This window comes from Kribbella sp. CA-253562 (genome assembly GCF_050942265.1).
Lineage (GTDB): Bacteria > Actinomycetota > Actinomycetes > Propionibacteriales > Kribbellaceae > Kribbella.
Genome location: NZ_CP192049.1, coordinates 7,509,644 through 7,528,720, shown reverse-complemented (window position 1 = coordinate 7,528,720; position 19,077 = coordinate 7,509,644). Strand labels below are relative to the sequence as shown.

Here is a 19,077-nt window from a genome sequence, read left to right as displayed (position 1 = left end):
GATGGGATGGAGATCTACGGGATCGACCATGTGGAGTTGTACGTCGGTGACGCGAAGCAGGCGGCGTTCTACCTGACGCACGCCTTCGGACTGCAGGTGCACGGCCAGGGGGGACCCGAGACCGGGCTGGCCGGACAGCGGTCGTTGCTGCTGCGGGAGAGCGCGGTCCAGATCGTGCTCACCTCCGGGCTGGCCTCGGACCACCCCGCGGCCGAGTACGTGCAACGGCACGGGGACGGCGTCGCGGTGGTCGGCCTGGAGGTCGACAACGCCGCGGTCGCCTACACCGAACTGCTCGGCCGGGGCGCGGAGTCGGTCGCCGAGCCAACGACGTACACCGACGAGCTGGAGACCACCGTCGTGGTCGCGGAGGTGGCGGGCTTCGGCGACGTGGTGCACCGGCTGGTCGAGCGGCACGGACCGCGGCGGGAGTTCCTGCCGGGCGCGTTCCAGATCAGCGAGCCGTCGAGCGGGCCGGACGAGAAGCTGTTCAGCGAGATCGACCACCTGGCCATCTGCGTGCCGTCCGGGCAGCTGAAGCCGACGGTGGACTTCTACCAGCACGTGTTCGGCTTCCTGCCGATCTTCGACGAGTACATCGAGGTCGCCGGGCAGGGCATGGAGTCGACGGTCGTGCAGAGCCCGTCGAAGCACGTCACGTTCACGCTGATCGAACCGGACCCGAACCGCCGGCCCGGCCAGATCGACGACTTCCTCACCTGGCACGCCGGCGCGGGAGTCCAGCACATCGCCCTGCGCACCAGCGACATCGTCGAGGCGGTCGGCACGCTGGCCGGTCGTGGAGTCAATTTCCTCGGCACGCCGTCGGCGTACTACGCGGCGCTGCCGGAGCGGGTCGGCGAGCTGGAAACGCCGATCGAGGAACTGAAGGAGCTCGGCATCCTGGTCGACCGCGACCACTGGGGCCAGCTGCTGCAGATCTTCACCGAGTCGATGCACGTCCGCCGGACGCTGTTCCTGGAGATCATCGAGCGACGCGGCGCGATGACGTTCGGCAGCGGCAACATCAAGGCGCTGTACGAGGCCAAGGAGCGCGAGCTGCAGGGGGTCGAGGTATGACAGCCCTCGAGTTCCGCCTGTCCGAGGAAGAGATCGCGCTGCTGCCGTCGGACGAGGACGTCGCGTTCTACGCCGAGCACGGCTGGTACCTGTCCAAGAAGCTGCTCACCGACGACGAGACCGACGAGCTGGTCAACGCCAGTGAGCGGTACTACGCGGGCGAGCGGGACCGGACGCTTCCGGTCCGGCCGCCGAAGCTGGCGTACTGGGATCCGTCCAAGGGCGACGTGCAGCGGCACAACGACTACGTGCACTACGAGCACGACGGCCTGGCCAAGATCCTGCGCAAGCCGCTGATCGGCGCGGTCGCGGCCCGGCTGGCGCAGGTGGACGAGATCCGGATCTTCCAGTCCACGCTGATCTACAAGCCGCCGATCTCCGGCGAGCCGTCGAACATCGTGCCCTGGCACTTCGACAAGCACTACTGGTCGTCGTCGTGCTCGGACCGGATGCTGACCGCGTTCATCCCGTTCCACGACTGCCCGCCGGAGATGGGCACGATCACGATGGTCGACGGCAGCCACCGCTGGCGGGAGATCGGCTCCGACGACACCGTGGTCCGGCACTTCGCCGAGCGGGACCGGTCGCAGCTGGACCAGATGCTGACCGAGAACGCGCGGTACAACGGCGTCGAGGTGGTCAAGGTGCCGATCACCATTCCGCGCGGGCACATGAACTTCCACCACTGCCGGACCTACCACGGCTCCGGTGCCAACGTCAGCGACCGGCCGCGCCGGGCGATCTCGCTGCACCTGCAAGACGGCGGCAACTCCTACCGGGAGTTCCCGTTGTCGGACGGCACGCTCGCGGCCTACAACCACGACGCCGTCGTCCGGCGTACTGCCGACGGGCGGCCCGACTACGCCGACCCGGAGTTCTGCCCCACCCTCTGGGCCGACCGCTAGAAGGAGAACGTCATGTCACGCTACGACTGGGGTCAGACCCATCCCGGCATCGAGCAGTTGGAGAAGGCCGTCAGCGCGGCCCGCGAGAAGGTCGTGCAGCACCCGCTGTACGGCAACCTGGACACGCACGAGTCGCTGGTCACGTTCATGGAGCACCACGTCTTCGCGGTCTGGGACTTCATGTCGCTGCTGAAGTCGCTGCAGCGCGAGCTGACCTGCGTCACGGTGCCGTGGATCCCGACCGCGCACACCGGCAGTCGCCGGTTGATCAACGACATCGTGATGGTCGAGGAGTCCGACGAACTGGGCAACGGATTCATCAGCCACTTCGAGCTGTACGTGAACGGCATGCGGGAGGCCGGCGCGGACGCGACCGCGATCGACCGGCTGATCGACCTGCTGCGCGACGGCGGCTCGGTGGTCGAGTCGCTGCGGGCGGCCGGCGTACCGGAGGCCTCGATCGACTTCGCCGGCACCACCTGGGACATCATCGAGAACGCGCCGGTGCACTGCCAGGCGGCCGCGTTCGCGTTCGGGCGCGAGGACCTGATCCCGGACATGTTCACCCAGGTCGTCGCGGTGAACGAGCGGTCGAAGAAGCTGAACACGTTCGTCGACTATCTCGAGCGGCACATCGAGGTGGACGGTGAGTTCCACACCCCGATGGCGATGCAGATGGTCGCCGACCTGTGCGGCGACGACCAGGTCAAGTGGGACCAGTGCGCGGACACCATCAACACCGCACTGGCCGCGCGCGCCCGGCTGTGGGACGCCATCCTCGTGGCGATCAAGAGCTGAGATGGCTACCGTCGATCTGTACCGGACCGTGCGATTGATCCGGCGTTTCGAGGAACGGGCGATGGACTTCGTCCGGTCCGGGGAGATCGTCGGCGGCATTCACCCGTACGTCGGGCAGGAGGCGATCGCGGCGGGTGTCTGCGCGGCGCTGCGTCCTGACGACGTGATCACCAGCACCCATCGCGGGCACGGGCACGTGCTGGCCAAGGGGGTGGACCCGGCCCGGATGCTGGCCGAGCTGATGGGCCGGGAGAACGGGCTGAACCGGGGGCGCGGCGGTTCGATGCACGCGGCCGACTTCGGGCTGGGCATTCTCGGCGCGAACGCGATCGTCGGTGCCGCCGGGTCGATCGCGACCGGCGCCGCCTGGGCCTACCAGCGGCAGGGCAAGGACGTCGTGGCGGTCAGCTTCTTCGGCGACGGCGCGATGAACGAGGGAATGTTGCTGGAGGCGTTCAACCTGGCCGCGCTCTGGCGGGTCCCGGTGGTGTTCGTCTGCGAGAACAACGGTTACGCCACCACGATGCCGGTGCGGTCCGCGGTCGCGGGCAGCATCACCGGCCGGGCCGGGGCGTTCGGCATGCCGGCCTTCACCGTCGACGGGCAGGACCCGGAGAAGGTGCTGGCGGCAACCACTGCCGCGGTGGCCCGGGCCCGGTCCGGGCGGGGCCCGACGTTCCTGGAGTGCACGACGTACCGGTTCGACGCGCACCACACGTTCGAGCACCGGGCACGGCTGAACTATCGCAGTACCGAAGAGCTCTCGACTGGGCGGTCGCGGGACCCAGTGGAGATCCAGGGCGAACGGCTGGCTGCCGGCGTACGGGCAGCCGTGGATGCCGAGATCGAGGCCCTGCTCGACGCGGCGGCCGGGGTTGCGCTGGGCGGCGCCCATCCCGACCCGGCCGCCGCACTCGAGTTCCTCTACGCGTCACCGGCGGTGGGACGCTGATGCCCAAACTCTCGTACTTGAAGGCACTCAACCGGGCGCTCGGCGACGAGCTGGCCGCGGACGAGTCGGTGTTCGTGCTGGGCGAGGACGTCCGGGTGGCCGCCTCGAACCTGACCGCCGGGCTGTTCGACCGGTTCGGGCCGGAGCGGGTGCTCGACACCCCGCTGTCGGAGCAGGCGTTCACGAACTTCGCGACCGGCGCGGCGCTGGCCGGGTTGCGGCCGGTGATCGAGTTCCAGATCCCGTCGCTGCTGTTCCTGGTCTTCGAGCAGATCGCCAACCAGGCGCACAAGTTCTCGCTGATGACCGGCGGGCAGTGCCAGGTGCCGGTCACGTACGTCGTGCCGGGCTCGGGGTCGCGCACAGGCTGGGCCGGGCAGCACTCCGACCATCCGTACACTCTGTTCGCCCACGTCGGGGTGAAGACCGTGGTCCCGTCGTCGCCGGCCGACGCGTACGGGTTGCTGTTGTCGGCGATCCGGGACAACGACCCGGTGGTGCTGTTCGCGCCGGCCGGGGCGCTGGCCATCCGGGACGACGTGGACTACTCGACCTTGCAGCCGGTGCCGCTGGGCGTCGGGCGGATCGTGCGCGAAGGTGCCGACGTCACGGTTGTTGCCCTCGGCCACTTGGTGCAGGACGCCGTCGCCGCGGCGGACGAGCTGGCCGGTCAGGGAATCGCGGTGGAGGTGTTCGACCCGCGCACGGTCTACCCGCTGGACGTCGCCGGCCTCGCCGCATCGGTCGCGCGGACCCGGCGGCTGGTCGTGATCGACGACTCGAACCGGACCAGCGGGTTCGGCGCCGAGGTGCTCGCGGTCGCGGCCGAACGCTTCGACCTGGACGCGCCGCCGCGCCGCGTGACCCGGCCGGACGGTGCGGTGCTGCCGTTCGCGCCGGCCCTCGATCGCGCGGTGCAGCCGGGGCGGGATCAGCTGCTGACCGCGATCCACGGCGTACTGGAGGGGGAGCGATGACACGACGACCATCGGCGGCGGAGTTGTGGCCGATGCTGCCGGAGCCGGTGCGCGCAAGATTGCTTGCCTATGGCCACAAACACTGGCGGCACGTCTACGAGGACGTCGCGCTGCAGAACCAGGACTGGATCCCGCTGCGGCCTCCGGTCGCCACCCACGCGGCGTACGACGAGATGAATCGGGTCACCCAGCAGGTGTCCCGGCTCGTGCTGGAGTGCTGCCGCCGCCGGGCCCGTACGGCGGGCGAGCTGCGCCGGATCCTCGGCGTACCGGACGGGCGGATCCAGCTGCTCGACGACAGCGAGCCGCTGACCGGGCGGCTGATCAACGCGATCCGCTCCGACCTGCTGCTCGAACGCGGCGTCCCGCGGATGGTCGAGTGCAACGTGGAGAGCGCGCTCGGCGGCGTCCTGGACGCCGACGGCGTGATGAAGCGGTGGATGGAGGTGTACGCCGGGGAGCCGATGTTCCGTGAGCTCCAGGCGGCCGCTCCGCCCTCGGCCGTGGACGCCCGGTTCGACGCGATCCGGGCCGATGTCGGGCCGGGCAAGGTGACCGCGATGCTGTTCACCGCGGGCGGTGGTTACCCGGGCGCGGACCGGCCGAACTACCTGATCAACCGGCTGAAGCCGTTCGCGGACCGCGGACGCGAGCTCGGCGTCGACCTGGTCGTCTACCCGGTCGAGTGGATCGAGCAGGACGCCGACGGGCGGTTGCTCGCGGGTGAGCTGACGCTCGACGCGGTCTGGCGGATGTTCGTCCCGCCGTACGTCGAGGACAGTCCGGGGATGGCGGCGGTCCGGGCCGCGCACGCGGCGGGGACGTTCCGGATGTACCTGCCGAGCGCGGTCTGGCTGCTCAGCAACAAGACGATCTTCGCCTGGCTGTGGGAGGACCTGGACAGCCTGCCCGACGAGGACGCCGAGGTGATCCGGGCGCACGTGCCGCGGACCTGGGTGTACGGGCCGGAGCTGCGGCAGCGCGCGATCGACGACCGGGAACGGCTCGTCCTGAAGCCGACCGACGACTACGGCGGACACGGCGTGTTCATCGGTCCGCTCACGTCGGCCGAGGACTGGGTGGCCGCGCTCGACGCGGCGACCGGGCCGCACATCCTCCAGGAGTTGATCGAGGCGGACCCGCTGACCATGCAGTTCTTGCAACCCGCGTCCGGTGACGTGGTCGAGGCGGACGTCTCGTACTGCGTGTCGACGTACCTGTTCGACCGGATCCCCGCGGGCGTTTTCACCCGCTTCTCGCCGCCGGGCGCGGGCGGCGTCGTCAACCTCACCCAGGGCGCGCTGACCGGCGGCCTGCTGCTCGTGGACGAAACGGAGCTGAAGCGATGGACCTGAGCTACGACTGGCGGGCCGAGCCGTTCGACGCCTGGGAGAAGGTGCCGGAGTCTTCGCGGCAGAAGGTGATCGCGGCCGGCCACGCGGACTGGAAGCGGGTGTTCGACCGCGTCCTGACCTTCAACCGGTCCTGGCGGCCGTTGCGCCCGGTCCTGATCGACCGCACCCGGTACGACGAGCTGGGCCGGGTGATGGACCGCCTGCTCGGCCTGATCCTCCAGACCGCGTTGCGCCGGGCAACGACCGCGGGCGAGCTGCGCAAGCTGCTCGGCACGCCGGACGGCCTGATCGAGTACCTGGACGACGACGAGCTGCTCGGCGAGCACCTGATCCAGTCCGGGCGGCCCGACGTGCTGATCAGCGACGGGGTCCCGAAGTTCGTCGAGTTCAACATCGGCAGCGAGGTCGGGTGCGTCTGGGACACCGAGGGGGTCTCGACACGCTTCCTGGAGATGTGGCGCAACCACGGCCTGGACTCGCTGCTGAAGGTCGACGCGCCGCCCTCGCCGGTCGACCAGCGGTACCAGGCGATCGTCGACCTGCTCGGGCTGGAGCCCGGGAGCCGGCTGACGCTGGTGCTGCGGACCGAGGGGGAGTATCCGGGAAGCGACAACATCCCGGCGATCCTCAAGCTGCTCGACCCGTTCATCGAGCGTGGCAAGGCGTTCGGGCTCGACGTCGACGTGGCGCCGGTGCACTGGCTCGAGGCCGACGAACACGGACGGCTGGTCAACCAGGGCCGGCTGGTCGAGTCGGTCTTCCGGCTGTTCGTCTGCACGGACATGCCGCAGAACCCGGGCCAGGCGGCGCTGAAGGCCGCGGTCGAGTCGGGGCAGTCCCGGCTGTTCACCTCATCGGCCGGCTGGCTGCTGGCGAACAAGCTGCTGCTGACCTGGCTGTGGGACGACCTCGAGCTGCTGAGCGCCGGCGACCAGGAGCTGGTACGCCGTCACGTTCCGTGGAGCCGGGTGATGACGCCCGAGCTGGTCGACCCGGCGATCGAGCGGCAGGCCGAGCTGGTGCTCAAGCCGGCCGACGAGTACGGCGGGTCCGGCGTACTGGTCGGGCATGAGTGTCCGGCCGACGAGTGGCGGGCCGGGCTGGCCGAGGCTGTCGCGGGCAACGGGTCGTTCCTGCTGCAGGACTACGTGCGGCCGGATCGGCTGACGATGGACTTCGTCAACGTCGAGTCCGGCGAGCAGCTGCAGGCCGAGGTGCCGTATTCGGTCGGGCAGTACACGTTCGGGCGGCGGGCGGCCGGGTGCTTCCTGCGGGTCGGGTCGCACGAGCACGGCGAGGTGCTGAACCTCAAGCGGGCCGTGCACGTGACCGGCCCGCTGCTGGTCGACGATCTCGGATGAAGTCGTGGTCAGGCGGTGTACTCGAGGGCGCGTGGTCCCGCCGGTGGGTTGTGGATGCCGGCCCGGCGCAGGCCGGCCGCGGCCGCGAGTTCGTCGTACTGGGCGAGCGTGCGTTCGCGGCCGTGGCCGAGCACCAGGACGATCAGGTCCATCGTGGTGAAGGACGCCTGATGGGTGTCGGCGGCTTCGGCGACGAAGACCGATCCGCCCGGGCGCAGGGCCCGGCGGCACCGCGTCAGCACGTCGACCGCCTGATCGTCCTCGAACGAGTGCAGCAGCATCCGGAGCAGGAACGCGTCGGCCTGCGGCAGCTCCAGCTCCAGCACGTTGCCGGCCACGACGTCGCAGCGATCGGTCAGCGCAGCCTGCTCGAACCGTTGCCGAGCCGCGTCGACGCTCGTCGGCAGCTCGACCAGGGTCCCCCGGAGTTGCGGGGTGGCCGTGAGGATGGCCTCCAGCTGGACGCCGGTTCCGCCGCCGACGTCGACCAGGTGCTCGAACCGGCTCCACTCGATCGCGCGGACCAGCAGCATGGCCTCGTTACGGGTGTTGGCCGCCATCAGCTGGTCGTACGACGCGGCGGCGACCGGGTCGAGGCTGGTCTTGTTCGCCGCCTGCAGCGGTCCGCCGCGCCGTACGACGCCGAGCAGGTCCAGGTGGGCGCGGTCCATCGTCGCGCCGTACCCCTCCTGGTCGAGCCAGCGGCGGGCGGCGCTCGGGTCGTCGTCGAGCAGCCAGCGCGCGGTCTCCCCGAGCGCGAAGCGGTCGGCGTCGAGCGCTTCGAAGATGCCGCGGGCGGCCAGGTAGCGCAGCACGCGGCCCAGCGCGTCGGCGTCGGCGTCCGCCGCGACGGCCAGGTCCTTCAGGTCGAGCGGACCGTCCGCCAAATGGTCGGCGATGCGCAAAGTCGCGACGGTCCGCAATGCCATCGGCGTGACCAGGTCCGTCATCCCCCAGAACTCGAGCAGTCCGAGCTTCGTCACCAAAAGCCTCCCTAATTCCTGGCGAAATTGCCGTGTTTGTTCCGGGGGTGCTTTCGCGCGCCCAATTCCCGAATTGTTTCGGCCGCCGCGACGGCGTCGCTGCGCGCATTTCCGTGCCGGCCGTCGCTGCTGTAAAGACCCGGTTCGGTGGACAGGTCGTGCGTGGTCAGGTGCACGTGGATCGTGCCGTGCCGCTCGGCCAGTGCGCGGGTCCGCTCGGACAGCAGCCGCATGCGCTGATGAAGGCCAGGCCGGAGCCAGCCCTGGATCGCCGGGCTGGCCGAGACGTCGAACATGCCGAGCGTGATCACGTCGGCGCCGGCGGCTTGCAGCGCGGTGATCATCGCGCTGAGCTCGCGATCCACCCGGTCGGGGTCGTAGCGGGCGCTGAACGCGTCGTTGCCGCCGCCGACGACGAGGGCCAGGTCCGGCCGGAAGGCCAGGGCGGGCTCCAGTTGGGTCGCGTGGATCTCGTGGGCGCGCAGACCGCTGACGCCGAGGTTGAGGTACTCGAGGCCGGGTGCAGCCGCGGTGAGCTCGGCGGCCAGGCGGTCGGCCCACTGGAGGTCGCTGTAGCCCTCGAGCGGCTCGCAGAGGCCCTCGGCCACGCTGTCCCCGAGGACGACGAACCGGCGCCAGGGGTGACCGGCGAGCAGCTCGGCGCTCTCGCCGGGGCGGAGGCAGTACGGGTCTTCGTCTTCGGTCATGGGGCCTCCCGGCCTGGACTGAGGAGTGGAGGGAGCGAAGCGACTGGAGCGACGAGGGAAGGCCGGGAGCCGAGGCCACATGACCCGCCGAGCCGGAGGCGAGGCCGAAAGCACGGTCAAGCGGGCTCCTCGGTTTTGCGTGCCGCGCCGAACTGTGGGGTGTCCTGTGGGCGGCGGTACATCTGGACGACCGGGATCAGCGTGGCGAGCAGGAACAGTCCGCCGGACAGCAGCAGCGCCGGGCGCAGTCCGAGCAGGGAGACGCTCCAGCCGCCGAGCAGGCTGCCGACGGGGATGCCGGCGAAGGTGATCGCGCCGATCACGCCGAACACGCGGGTCTGCAGCGCGGCTGGGACCCGCTCGAAGAGGGTGGCGCCGATGACCGGGTTGAGCGAGGCGTTGGCGATCCCGCACAGGAAGCTGACCGAGACGACCAGCCAGACGGTGTCCGACAGGCCCATCGTGAGCAGCCGCGGAGCTCCGCCGATGAGCGCCCCGATCACGAACGCCCGGTACGGCGGGATGCGGTCGGCGTACACGGTGAAGATCACGTTGCCGAGCAGCGCGCCGCCCGCGAAGCCGCCGAACAGCAGCCCGAGCACGACGGGTGAGCCGACGACTTCCTCCACCCACAACGGCGTGAACACCGCCCCACTCGCCTGCCCGAACACGTTGATGGCAAACGTCATCAGCATCATGCCGATCAGCACCTGGTCTCCCCGGAGGAAGCTGAAACCGCCGCGCAGAGCGGTCCAGTACGGCTCGCTGGCGGGCTTCTCCTCGGTAGGAGACTCGGTGGGCAGGTGGACCAGGGTGGCGACGATGAGGGCGCAGGCCGCGAACGAGATGGCGTCGGCGGTGAGGGCTCCGGTGGTCCCGAGCCAGGCGATCAGCAGGCCGCCGAGTGGGGCGCCGACGAGCGTGGCGGCACGGCTGAGCCCCTCGTACAGGGAGGTGATGCGCAGCATGGACACGTCGCACTGCTCGGCCAGTGGGCGCAGCATGACGTGCTTCACCCGGTCGCCGATGCCCCGCAGCGAGCCGCCGACCGCAACGAGCAGGGCGAGCTGCAGGAACGACGTACCGGGCATCAGGATGATCGCGACCAGCGCGAGCGCGCTCCCGGTGTCGGCGACGATCGACGTCCGCCGGTGGCCGAAGCGGTCGGCCAGTGGCGCGGCCAGGACGCCGGTGAGCGCGTAGGGCAGCATCTCCGCGGCCGCGATCACGCCCATCTTCGCGGCGCTGCCGGTCGTGGTCAGGACCAGCCACGGGATCGCCACGGCCGACACCCGCGTGCCCAGCGCGGACAGGATGTCCGCGGCGAACAGGCTGATCAGCGCAGCGCGCGGGCTGGGTTTCATGACGGCCGGCGAGCGCGCAGGGCGACCTTGTCGACCTTGTGGGCCGACGTCAGCGGCAGCTCGTCGAGGAACTCCACCGACCGCGGCACCCACATGTCGTTGAACTCGTCGCGCACCACGGCCTGCAGCTGTGCCGGCTCGACCGCGGCACCGGCGTGCCGGACGACGTACGCGTGCGGCACCTCACCGAACTCCTCGTCCGGTACGCCGATCACCGCCGCCGCGCGGACCCCCGGCTGCGCCTGGAGCAGGTCCTCGATCGGGCGGCAGTAGACGTTCCAGTTGCTGGCGCCGGTGACGATCGTGTCCTGCACCCGGTCGACGACGTACAAGAAGCCGTCGGAGTCCAGGTAGCCCAGGTCACCGGTCCGGACCCACCCGTCGACGATGGTCCGCTCGGTCAGGTCAGGGCGACCCCAGTACCCCGCGAAGCGCAGCTTGCTGGTCGCGTAGATCTCCCCGGTCTCACCCGCCGGCAGCGGCCGTCCGTCGGCGCCGCGGATCTCCACCCGCACGTCCCCGTACGGCGCACCGGAGGAGCGCAGTCGCTCCGGGTGCTCAGGGTCCTCGGTGAGCCCCGGTTGGGCGGTGACGACGATGACCTCGCTCAGCCCGTAGACGATCCGCAGCACCGGGCCGAACCGCGCGATCGCCTGCCGCAGCCGCGACGGCGCCGCCGGCCCCGCGCCGACGTTGAGCATGAACATGCTGCTCACGTCGGTCGTCGCCAGGTCGGGGTGGTCCAGCAGTTGGTAGAGCAACGGCGGCGACACGTACGTCGAGTTGATCCGCTCGCGCTCGATCGTGGCCAGCGCGCGGCCGGCGTCCCACTGGTCCTCGACGAACAGCACGCCGCCCTGGAACAGGTTGAAGAAGCTGGTGATCTGCCCGCTGGCGAACGCCATCGGCGAGTGCGACAGGTGCCGCAGCACCGGCAGTCCGGCGGCCAGGTAGTCCGCGGCCAGCGTCAGGATCTGCTCGTAGAACGCCTGCCGGTGGTGCACCAGCTTCGGCTCGCCGGTCGTCCCGCTGGTCTGCAGGCAGGTGGCCGGCTCGACCTCGCTGTACTCGGGGGTGAACGTGCCGGACGGCGGGCGCAGCAGGTCGGGGCCGAGCCCTCCGGGACCGAGGCAGTGCACCGGTACGCCGAGCTGGACGGCCAGGCGCTCGCCCAGCACCGCCTTGCTCGTGGCGTCGTACACGAACACGTCCGGCTGGGACAGCCGCGCGAACGCCTCGATCTCCCGGCGGCCGGCGATCGGCGCGATCCACATGCTGCGGGCGCCGACCAGGTGCAGGGCCAGCTGGAGCGCGGGCAGCTCCAGCGTGTTCCCGGCCAGCACCAGGACGCCGGTGCCCGGGCCGACGCCGCGTTCCTGCAGCGTCGCGGCCAGATCGAGCACCTGGGCCCGGAGCTCGGCGTAGCTGAGCCGCCGGTCGCCGGCCACGATCGCGGGCGCGTCGCCGTAGCCCGCGAACAGCCCGAGCGCGGTTTTCACGTAGGAATCGGAATGCTCCAGGTTTTCGCCCACCACGAGATCGACCGACATGGCACCCCACCCTTCTCGATCCGGGCAGGACTGTACTTGCCGAATTACCCGGCGGCCAGGTTTCGCGGGAATTCAAATGGGCGATTAAAAGTATCCGTTGACGCGCTGGCTTTCCGGAACTAGGTTGCCGTCACCGCCACTCGCGCCGGGTATTTCTGACCCGGGCGCGCTTCAACCCAATGGGGGGTTGTTCCATGCGCATTCCCAGTACTGTCCGAACGGCCGCGCTCGCCGCGGCCGTCTCGCTGGCCGGCTCGGCGCTGGTCTTCACCGGCTCCGAGGCCGGCAGTTCGTCGTCGTCCGGGACGCAGAGCGCGTCGGCCGGCGTCCAGAGCGCGTCGACCAGTGGCCAAGGGGGCAAGGCCACGTGGGTCGGCAGCTGGTCCACCGGCGTCACGAAGCCCGAGAGCGCCGGCTTCAGCGCGACCGGCCTGACCAACCAGAGCGCCCGGTACGTCGTCCGCCCGTCCGTCGGCGGCGACAAGGTCCGGATCCGCTTCTCCAACATCTACGGCGACCGGCCGGTACAGATCGGCGCCGCCACCGTCGCGACGGCCGACACCGCCACCCCGGCGATGTCCGACCTGGACCCGGCCTCGAAGCGCACGCTGACCTTCGGTGGCAAGACGACCGCCACGATGACCCGCGGCGGCGAGCTGCTCAGCGACCCGGTCGACCTGCGGATCCCCGACCTGGCCACGCTGGTGATCAGCGTCTACTACCCGACCGCCACCGGTCCGGTGTCGTGGCACGCGCAGTCGTTCCAGGAGAACTACTTCGGCCCGGGCAACCTGACCGACGAGGCCACCGGTACGGCGTACACGACGACCCGGGCGTGCTGCTGGACGTTCCTGTCCGGCGTCGACGTGCGGACCGACGACGCCGACGGCTCGGTCGTCGTCCTCGGTGACTCGATCGCGGACGGCGTGGGCAGTACGGCGAACGCGAACAACCGCTGGCCCGACCAGCTGGCCGAGCGGCTGGCCGCCGACGAGCGGCGCCGGACGGCCGGCGTACTCAACGTCGGCATCGCCGGCAACCGGCTCAACAACGACGGCAGCGACCCGATCCTGGGCGCGCCCGGCTTCCAGCAGATCGGCCTGAACGCGCTGGCCCGGCTGAACGAGGACGTCTTCGCGCAGACCAAGCCGAAGGCGGTGATCACTCATCTCGGCGTCAACGACCTGTGGATGGACAACGCCTCGGCCGACCAGATCATCGCGGCCCTGCAGCAGATCAACGCCCAGCTGAAGGAGCACGGCATCCGCAGCCTGGCCGCGACCATCACGCCGTACGAGGGCTTCACCACGCCCGGCGGCTGGACCGCGGAGAAGGAGGCGAACCGCCAAGCGGTGAACGCGTGGCTGCGGACCTCGCCAGGCTTCGACGGCGTGATCGACTTCGACAAGGTGGTGCGCGATCCGGCCGCACCGTCGAAGCTGCGCGCCGAATACGACTCCGGTGACCACATCCACCCGAACGACGCCGGCTACCAGGCGATGGCGAACGCGATCCCGTTGCAGCTGGTGCGGTGAGTCGCGGGGTTCGAGCCGATGCCAGTGGAGGTGTGCGATGCCGCTTGATCCGCAAGTAGAAGCAATGCGTGCTCAGCGCGAAGCGGACAACGTACCGCAGCTCTACACCCAGACGCTCGCCGAGGCCCGGGCCGCCGATCTGGCGTCGGTCCGGGCCGCCGGCGGGGAGGTGGAGCCGGTCCACTCGGTCGAGGACGTCTTCGTCGACGACCTCGGTCTGCCGCTGCGGATCTACCGGCCCGAGGGTGACGGGCCGATGCCGACACTCGTCTACTTCTTCGGCGGTGGCTGGACACTCGGCAGCATCGACACCGCGGACGGCATCTGCCGCCGGCTGGTCAACGCCGCCGGCTGCCAGGTGATCACCGTCGGGTACCGGCTCGCGCCCGAACATCCCTTCCCGAGGGCGGTGCACGACTGCCACCGCGCGACGGCGTGGATCGCGAAGGCGCCGTTCGTCGATCCCGAGCGGATCGTCGTCGGTGGGGACAGTGCCGGCGGCAACCTCGCCGCGGCCACCACGTTGCTTGCCCGGGACAACGGTCCCACGCTGGCCGGCCAACTGCTCGTCTACCCGAACACGCTCTACGGATCCGACACCGCGAGCATGCGAGCCGGCGACGACCCGTACCTCTTCAACCGTACGTCGGTGAACTGGTACTGGAACCACTACCTCACCGACCCCGCGCAGGGCGCCGATCCGCTCGCGTCCCCGATGCTCGCGGCGTCTCATGCCGGTCTGCCCCCGGCCCTGGTGATCACCGCCGAGTTCGACCCGCTCCGCGACGAAGGCGAGTTCTACGCCGAGAAGCTGTACGCCGCGGGCGTTCCCACCACCCTGACCCGCTACGACGGGATGATCCACGGCTTCTTCGCGATGTCCGGGATGCTGGACGCCGGGGGCCGGGCGATCGAGGAAGCGGCGGAGTGGTTGCAGGGAATCTTCGGCAATGACTGAAGCCGTCTGTCTCGCGGACTACGAAGGGCTCGCCGGTGAGGTGTTGCCGGGGGCCGTGCGGGACTTCGTGGCCGGCGGTAGCGGTGCTGAGCTGACCTTGCGGGGTAACCGGCGGGCCTTGGACGCCGTATGGGTGGTGCCTCGGGTGATGGCCGGCGTGGAGGCTGCTGATCCGGCGTGCCGGATGGTGCGGACTGCTTCGGCGATGCCGGTGGCGGTGGCGCCGATGGCTTACCAGCGGCTGGTGCATCCCGACGGGGAGCTGCGACTCGCGCAGGCGGCGGCGACCGCGGGTGTGCCGTACGTGATCTCGACCTTGAGCAGCTACCCGCTGGAGAAGATCCCGGGGGAGTGCTGGTTCCAGGTGTACTGGTTGCGGGATCGGGGCGTGATCCAGTCGCTGGTCGAGCGGGCGGTGGATGCCGGATGCTCGGCAGTGATGGTGACCGTGGACGTGCCGGTGATGGGTCGGCGGTTGCGGGACGTCCGGAACGCGTTTGCGCTCCCGGACGGGATCGTCGCGGCGAACCTGGAAGCGACGCGCGAAGCCCACACCGCCGTACCGGGGTTGTCGGCGGTGGCGGCGCACACGGCGTCCGCCTTCTCGCCGGCGGTGTCCTGGGCGGAGCTGGAGTGGCTTCGGGGAACGTGTGATCTTCCCTTGATCGTGAAGGGAATCCTCGATCCGCGGGACGCTCGGCGGGCCGCCGAGATCGGCGCGTCGGCTGTGGTGGTCTCGAACCACGGCGGGCGGCAACTCGACGGCGCCATCGCCTCGATCGACGCCTTGCCGGCGGTTCTCGATGCTGTAGGCAACGACCTGGAAGTGCTGCTGGACAGTGGAATCCGCAGCGGGACCGACGTGCTGAAGGCGATCGCGGTCGGCGCTTCCGGCGTACTGATCGGCAGGCCATTGCTCTGGGCCTTGGCTGTTGACGCGTGTGACGAAGCGTTCGGGCTGCTCCGGACCGAGCTGACCGACGCGATGCTGCTGGCCGGCTGCGCGGACCTCGCCGCCGTCAAGGAACTGACCTGGAGAACCGATGGCTGACCTCGACCTCACCGAGCTGCACGGCGCGTTGACCGATCGCGCGCTGAACTCGATGAACTTCCTCAACGAGGTCGCCCAGCACTACCCGAACGCGATCTCGCTCGCGGCCGGCCGCCCCGCCGAGCAGTTCTACGCGGTCGAGGACCTGCACTCCTACCTGGACACGTTCTGCGCCTACCTGCGCGACCAACTCGGGTACGACGAGGCGGCGGTCCGGCGGACGATCTTCCAGTACGGCCGGACGAAGGGCATCGTGCACCAACTGGTCGCGCGCAACCTGCTCGCCGACGAGGGCATCACGGTCGACCCCGAAGCGCTGGTCGTCACGGTCGGGTGCCAGGAGGCGATGGTGCTCACGCTCCGGGCCCTGCGGGCGACTCCCGCCGACGTGCTGCTCGCGGTCTCCCCGGCGTACGTCGGAATCACCGGTGCGGCCCGACTGCTCGATCTGCCCGTCCTGCCTGTTGCCGGTGGCAACGATGGCGTCGACCTCGAAGATCTGGTGGCTGTGGTCAAGGCGGCCCGGGCCGACGGCCTCCGCCCGCGCGCCTGCTACGTGATGCCCGACTTCGCGAACCCGTCCGGACTCAGCCTCGACCTGGAGACGCGGCATCGGTTGCTCGACGTCGCCACCGAGCAGGACCTGCTGCTGCTCGAGGACAACCCGTACGGACTGTTCCCGGCCGAAGGCTTCGAGCGGCTGCCGACGCTGAAGGCGCTCGACACCGGGCGGCGGGTGATCTACCTGGGATCGTTCGCCAAGACGGCGCTGCCCGGCGCGCGCGTCGGGTACGTCGTCGCCGATCAGGTGGTCGCACACCCCGACGGGACCACCAGCCTGCTCGCCGACGAGCTGTCGAAGATCAAGAGCATGCTCACCGTGAACACCTCGGCGATCGGGCAGGCGATGATCGGGGGAAAGCTCCTGCAGCACGACTGCAGCCTGGTCGCGGCCAACGAGCGCGAGCGAGCGACGTACGCCGAGAACCTGCGCGCGCTGACCGAGGGGCTGGCGGCCCGGTTCCCCGGCGGTGAGGTCAGCTGGAACGTGCCGGCGGGCGGGTTCTTCCTGGTGGTGACGGTGCCGTTCGTGGTCGACGACGCGTTGCTGGCGAAGTCGGCCCAGGAGTACGGCGTGCTGTGGACGCCGATGAGCCACTTCTACGACGGTGACACCCCGATCCACGCGCTCCGGCTGTCCTGCAGCTCGGTCACCCCGGCCGAGATCGAGCCGGCGCTGGACCGCCTGGCGGCGCTGATCCGCGACCAGCTCTGACAACTGGTCCTGTGCACGGCCAACGAACTGGATCTGTCAGCCGGACCGGTTCGTTCCTAGCGTGGAGCCATGACCAGCCTCGCCTGTGAACCCACCGTCGCGCTCCGGCCCGAGCGTCTCGTCACGCCGCAGTTCGCCCGGCTGCTGATCGCCACCTTCGGGTCCGGCCTCAGCATGTACCTGCTGACTTCGGTCGTACCGCTCTACCTGGCCGCGAACGGTGCCGGCGGGATCGGCGCCGGCCTGTCCACCGGCACGATGATGTTCGCGGCGGTCGCCGTCGAGCTGGTCGTGCCCGCGATGCTGCGCCGCTTCGGCTACCGCGCCACGCTCGCCCTGGGGCTGGTCCTGCTGGGCGCACCGAGCATCGCTCTGGTCTTCTCGGCGGCGATGCCGGTGGTCCTCGCGGTCTGCGTGGTCCGGGGTGCCGGTCTGGCGATCATGGTGGTCGGCGCGGTCGCCCTGGTCGCCGAGATCACTCCCGCGGCCCGGCGCGGCGAAGCTCTGGGCGTGTACGGCGTGGTCGTCGGCTTCCCTGCCGCGCTCGGCCTGCCGCTGGGCGTTTACCTGACCGGCGTCGTCGGCTTCGGCACTCTTTTTGTCCTGGCGGCCGTCTGCTCACTCGCTGGCCTCGCCGCTCTGTCGACCATGCCCGGCCGGTCAGCGGTCGTCGACGAGGAGCACCACGTACAGGTGCTCGGTGGTTTGCGGGGAAGCGGATTGGTGGTGCCCTCGTTGGTGTTCGCCGCCGTGACTGTTGCTGCGGGCATCAGCGTCACCTTCCTGCCGTTGGCCTCAGGCAACCATGCGCTGGTGGCGGTCGCCCTCCTCATCCAGTCGGTCACTGCACCCGCCGCACGCTGGATCGCCGGCCGCCTGGGCGATCGCGTCGGACCGGCCAAGCTGCTGCCGCCGGCGCTGGTGCTGGCCGCGCTCGGTGCCGCGTCCCTGGTCTTCGTCGGTACTCCGGCCGCGGTGCTCGCCGGCGCCGTGTGCTTCGGCATCGGCTTCGGCGCCGCACAGAACCTGACGCTGGCGATCATGTACGACCGCTCGCCGCGCAGCCGCTACGGCCAGGTCAGCGCGCTGTGGAACCTCGCGTACGACGCCGGCTGGGGTGCGGGCGCCATCCTCTTCGGCTTCGTGGTCGCGGGAGTCGGCTACTCGACGGCCTTCGCGCTCACGGCTGCCGTGGTCGCGCTGGCGATCGTGCCGACGATGACTCAGAGCTTGCGCAGCCGGACCCAGCGCACCGCGTGATCGGCGCCCTTGCGCAGGACCAACGTGGCGCGGGACCGGGTCGGCAGGATGTTCTCCCGCAGGTTCGGGCCGTTGATGCCGTCCCACAGCGACTCCGCCTTCGCGATCGCCTCGCCGCGGCTCAGTTCGCCGTACCGGACGAAGTAGGACTCCGGGTTGCGGAACGCGGTCTCCCACAGCTTGAGGAAGCGGTGCACGTACCAGGAGCGGATGTCGTCGGCGGCCGCGTCGACGTACACGGAGAAGTCGAAGAAGTCGCTGACCGCCAGGCCGCTCTTGCCGTCGGCATGCCGGGGCGCGGGCTGCAGTACGTTCAGGCCTTCGAGCAGCAGGATGTCGGGCTGCTCGACCGTGGTCCGGACGCCTTCGAGCCGGTCGTAGTGCAGGTGGGAGTAGACCGGGGCCTCGACGTTGTCCATCCCGGACTTCACCTCGACCACGAACCGCAGCAGCGCCTTGCGGTCGTAGGACTCCGGGAAGCCCTTGCGCAGCATCAGGCCGCGGCGCTCGAGCTCGGCGTTCGGCCACAGGAAGCCGTCGGTGGTGACGAGGGCGACCCGCGGGTGCTCGGGCCAGCGCGCCAGCAGCTCGCGCAGCAGCCGGGCAGTGGTCGATTTGCCGACGGCAACCGAGCCGCCGATGCCGATCACGAACGGTGTCCGGGTGGCGCCGTGGCCGAGCGCGCTGTTGCCGAGAAAGGCCTCGGTGTCGGCGTGCAGGGCGCGGGCGTGCCGGACGTACAGCGACAGGATCCGCGACAGCGGCAGGTAGACCTCGCGGACCTCGTCGATGTCGATCTCGTCGCCGAGGCCGCGCAGCCGCTCGATCTCCTCGGCGGTGAGCGGTGACTCGGTCGTCTCGGCCAGTTGCGCCCAGGCGGCCCGGTCCAGCTCGGTGTAGGGAGTCACCTCCCGTGGCGGCTGCAGCATGGGGCCCATTGTTCCCCCATCGGGGCGGGCTACGCT

The 19,077-nt window shown here is 70.2% G+C and carries 17 protein-coding genes; 12 read left to right on the top strand and 5 right to left on the bottom strand.

Annotated features, from left to right (window positions below):
- Positions 1–6 precede the first annotated feature (6 nt).
- From hppD to ACQPXM_RS35605, 7 genes are read left to right on the top strand one after another with little or no spacing between them, the layout of a single operon-like run.
- The gene (hppD, locus tag ACQPXM_RS35635) at positions 7–1,080 is read left to right on the top strand and encodes a 4-hydroxyphenylpyruvate dioxygenase (RefSeq protein ID WP_432942378.1); all 1,074 of its coding nucleotides are present in this window, start codon (positions 7–9) and stop codon (positions 1,078–1,080) included.
- On the top strand, positions 1,077–1,985 hold the full coding sequence (locus ACQPXM_RS35630) for a phytanoyl-CoA dioxygenase family protein (protein ID WP_432942376.1): 909 nt from the start codon (positions 1,077–1,079) through the stop codon (positions 1,983–1,985). Before hppD ends, ACQPXM_RS35630 begins: the two co-directional genes overlap by 4 nt.
- A 12-nt stretch (positions 1,986–1,997) precedes the next feature.
- Positions 1,998–2,783 carry a DUF3050 domain-containing protein gene (locus ACQPXM_RS35625; RefSeq protein ID WP_432942374.1) on the top strand — a complete coding sequence of 262 codons (786 nt, stop codon included), beginning with the start codon at positions 1,998–2,000 and terminating at the stop codon, positions 2,781–2,783.
- 1 nt (position 2,784) lies between these two features.
- A complete protein-coding gene (locus ACQPXM_RS35620; RefSeq protein ID WP_432942372.1) occupies positions 2,785–3,735 on the top strand; it encodes a thiamine pyrophosphate-dependent dehydrogenase E1 component subunit alpha in 951 nt (316 codons plus the stop codon).
- Positions 3,735–4,712, top strand: coding sequence for an alpha-ketoacid dehydrogenase subunit beta (locus ACQPXM_RS35615; protein ID WP_432942370.1), 978 nt, complete (start codon positions 3,735–3,737; stop codon positions 4,710–4,712). The genes ACQPXM_RS35620 and ACQPXM_RS35615 overlap by 1 nt, the downstream gene beginning before the upstream one ends.
- Positions 4,709–6,067 carry a hypothetical protein gene (locus ACQPXM_RS35610; protein ID WP_432942368.1) on the top strand — a complete coding sequence of 453 codons (1,359 nt, stop codon included), beginning with the start codon at positions 4,709–4,711 and terminating at the stop codon, positions 6,065–6,067. Before ACQPXM_RS35615 ends, ACQPXM_RS35610 begins: the two co-directional genes overlap by 4 nt.
- Positions 6,058–7,428, top strand: coding sequence for a hypothetical protein (locus ACQPXM_RS35605; protein ID WP_432942366.1), 1,371 nt, complete (start codon positions 6,058–6,060; stop codon positions 7,426–7,428). Before ACQPXM_RS35610 ends, ACQPXM_RS35605 begins: the two co-directional genes overlap by 10 nt.
- A gap of 8 nt (positions 7,429–7,436) precedes the next feature.
- Here ACQPXM_RS35605 and ACQPXM_RS35600 read toward each other — a convergent pair whose 3' ends face one another.
- The 4 genes from ACQPXM_RS35600 to ACQPXM_RS35585 form a co-directional block, all read right to left on the bottom strand.
- Positions 7,437–8,411, bottom strand: a complete 975-nt coding sequence (locus ACQPXM_RS35600) for a methyltransferase (protein ID WP_432942364.1) — start codon at positions 8,409–8,411, stop codon at positions 7,437–7,439.
- Positions 8,412–8,422: 11 nt separating this feature from the next.
- A complete protein-coding gene (locus ACQPXM_RS35595; RefSeq protein WP_432942362.1) occupies positions 8,423–9,118 on the bottom strand; it encodes an SGNH/GDSL hydrolase family protein in 696 nt (231 codons plus the stop codon).
- A 116-nt stretch (positions 9,119–9,234) separates the two neighbouring features.
- A complete protein-coding gene (locus ACQPXM_RS35590; RefSeq protein ID WP_432942360.1) occupies positions 9,235–10,482 on the bottom strand; it encodes an MFS transporter in 1,248 nt (415 codons plus the stop codon).
- Entirely contained in the window at positions 10,479–12,032 is a 1,554-nt protein-coding gene (locus ACQPXM_RS35585) for a class I adenylate-forming enzyme family protein (protein WP_432942358.1), read from the bottom strand. Before ACQPXM_RS35585 ends, ACQPXM_RS35590 begins: the two co-directional genes overlap by 4 nt.
- Positions 12,033–12,226: 194 nt before the next feature.
- Here ACQPXM_RS35585 and ACQPXM_RS35580 point away from each other — a divergent pair, with 194 nt between their 5' ends.
- From ACQPXM_RS35580 to ACQPXM_RS35560, 5 genes are all read left to right on the top strand, one after another.
- Positions 12,227–13,567, top strand: a complete 1,341-nt coding sequence (locus tag ACQPXM_RS35580; protein WP_432942356.1) for an SGNH/GDSL hydrolase family protein — start codon at positions 12,227–12,229, stop codon at positions 13,565–13,567.
- 64 nt (positions 13,568–13,631) lie between these two features.
- Positions 13,632–14,525: an alpha/beta hydrolase gene (locus ACQPXM_RS35575; RefSeq protein ID WP_432942354.1), complete on the top strand. Its 894-nt coding sequence runs from the start codon at positions 13,632–13,634 to the stop codon at positions 14,523–14,525.
- Positions 14,518–15,576, top strand: a complete 1,059-nt coding sequence (locus ACQPXM_RS35570; protein ID WP_432942352.1) for an alpha-hydroxy acid oxidase — start codon at positions 14,518–14,520, stop codon at positions 15,574–15,576. The genes ACQPXM_RS35575 and ACQPXM_RS35570 overlap by 8 nt, the downstream gene beginning before the upstream one ends.
- Complete coding sequence (locus ACQPXM_RS35565) at positions 15,569–16,852, top strand: PLP-dependent aminotransferase family protein (protein WP_432942350.1); 1,284 nt, start codon at positions 15,569–15,571, stop codon at positions 16,850–16,852. The genes ACQPXM_RS35570 and ACQPXM_RS35565 overlap by 8 nt, the downstream gene beginning before the upstream one ends.
- Before the next feature lie 69 nt (positions 16,853–16,921).
- The gene (locus tag ACQPXM_RS35560; RefSeq protein WP_432942348.1) at positions 16,922–18,112 is read left to right on the top strand and encodes an MFS transporter; all 1,191 of its coding nucleotides are present in this window, start codon (positions 16,922–16,924) and stop codon (positions 18,110–18,112) included.
- Here ACQPXM_RS35560 and coaA read toward each other — a convergent pair.
- Complete coding sequence (coaA, locus tag ACQPXM_RS35555; RefSeq protein ID WP_432942346.1) at positions 18,076–19,041, bottom strand: type I pantothenate kinase; 966 nt, start codon at positions 19,039–19,041, stop codon at positions 18,076–18,078. The genes ACQPXM_RS35560 and coaA overlap by 37 nt on opposite strands.
- Between the last annotated feature and the right edge of the window lie 36 nt (positions 19,042–19,077).

Excerpts from the sequence above, each read along its gene's own strand:
- hppD (WP_432942378.1), top strand. The coding sequence starts at position 7 with ATGGAGATCTACGGGATCGACCATGTGGAGTTGTACGTCGGTGACGCG.
- ACQPXM_RS35630 (WP_432942376.1), top strand. The coding sequence starts at position 1,077 with ATGACAGCCCTCGAGTTCCGCCTGTCCGAGGAAGAGATCGCGCTGCTG.
- ACQPXM_RS35625 (WP_432942374.1), top strand. The coding sequence starts at position 1,998 with ATGTCACGCTACGACTGGGGTCAGACCCATCCCGGCATCGAGCAGTTG.
- ACQPXM_RS35620 (WP_432942372.1), top strand. The coding sequence starts at position 2,785 with ATGGCTACCGTCGATCTGTACCGGACCGTGCGATTGATCCGGCGTTTC.
- ACQPXM_RS35615 (WP_432942370.1), top strand. The coding sequence starts at position 3,735 with ATGCCCAAACTCTCGTACTTGAAGGCACTCAACCGGGCGCTCGGCGAC.
- ACQPXM_RS35610 (WP_432942368.1), top strand. The coding sequence starts at position 4,709 with ATGACACGACGACCATCGGCGGCGGAGTTGTGGCCGATGCTGCCGGAG.
- ACQPXM_RS35605 (WP_432942366.1), top strand. The coding sequence starts at position 6,058 with ATGGACCTGAGCTACGACTGGCGGGCCGAGCCGTTCGACGCCTGGGAG.
- ACQPXM_RS35595 (WP_432942362.1), bottom strand. The coding sequence starts at position 9,118 with ATGACCGAAGACGAAGACCCGTACTGCCTCCGCCCCGGCGAGAGCGCC.
- ACQPXM_RS35590 (WP_432942360.1), bottom strand. The coding sequence starts at position 10,482 with ATGAAACCCAGCCCGCGCGCTGCGCTGATCAGCCTGTTCGCCGCGGAC.
- ACQPXM_RS35585 (WP_432942358.1), bottom strand. The coding sequence starts at position 12,032 with ATGTCGGTCGATCTCGTGGTGGGCGAAAACCTGGAGCATTCCGATTCC.
- ACQPXM_RS35580 (WP_432942356.1), top strand. The coding sequence starts at position 12,227 with ATGCGCATTCCCAGTACTGTCCGAACGGCCGCGCTCGCCGCGGCCGTC.
- ACQPXM_RS35575 (WP_432942354.1), top strand. The coding sequence starts at position 13,632 with ATGCGTGCTCAGCGCGAAGCGGACAACGTACCGCAGCTCTACACCCAG.
- ACQPXM_RS35570 (WP_432942352.1), top strand. The coding sequence starts at position 14,518 with ATGACTGAAGCCGTCTGTCTCGCGGACTACGAAGGGCTCGCCGGTGAG.
- ACQPXM_RS35565 (WP_432942350.1), top strand. The coding sequence starts at position 15,569 with ATGGCTGACCTCGACCTCACCGAGCTGCACGGCGCGTTGACCGATCGC.
- ACQPXM_RS35560 (WP_432942348.1), top strand. The coding sequence starts at position 16,922 with ATGACCAGCCTCGCCTGTGAACCCACCGTCGCGCTCCGGCCCGAGCGT.
- coaA (WP_432942346.1), bottom strand. The coding sequence starts at position 19,041 with ATGCTGCAGCCGCCACGGGAGGTGACTCCCTACACCGAGCTGGACCGG.